1 rRNA gene is annotated in these 255 nt (G+C 56.1%); it reads right to left on the reverse strand.

Features of this window, described 5'->3' with window-relative positions:
• Position 1: 1 nt before the first annotated feature.
• Positions 2–255, reverse strand: a 23S ribosomal RNA gene (locus tag ACYOEI_RS41570); the annotation flags it as partial.

The following is a 255-nucleotide window of genomic DNA, read 5'->3' on the forward strand; positions in this document are numbered from 1 at the left end:
GGAGACAGTGCACCAGTCGTTACGCCATTCATGCAGGTCGGAACTTACCCGACAAGGAACTTCGCTACCTTAGGACCGTCATAGTTACGGCCGCCGTTTATCGGGGCTTCGGTCGGCAGCTTCGCTTTCGCTGACCGCCTTCCTCAACCTACCGACACCGAGCAGGCGTCAGACTCTATACGTCCTCTTGCGAGTTGGCAGAGTCCTGTGTTTTTGATAAACAGTCGCTAGTGCCGATTCTCTGCGGCTCCCCTT

The organism is Singulisphaera rosea (genome assembly GCF_054877945.1).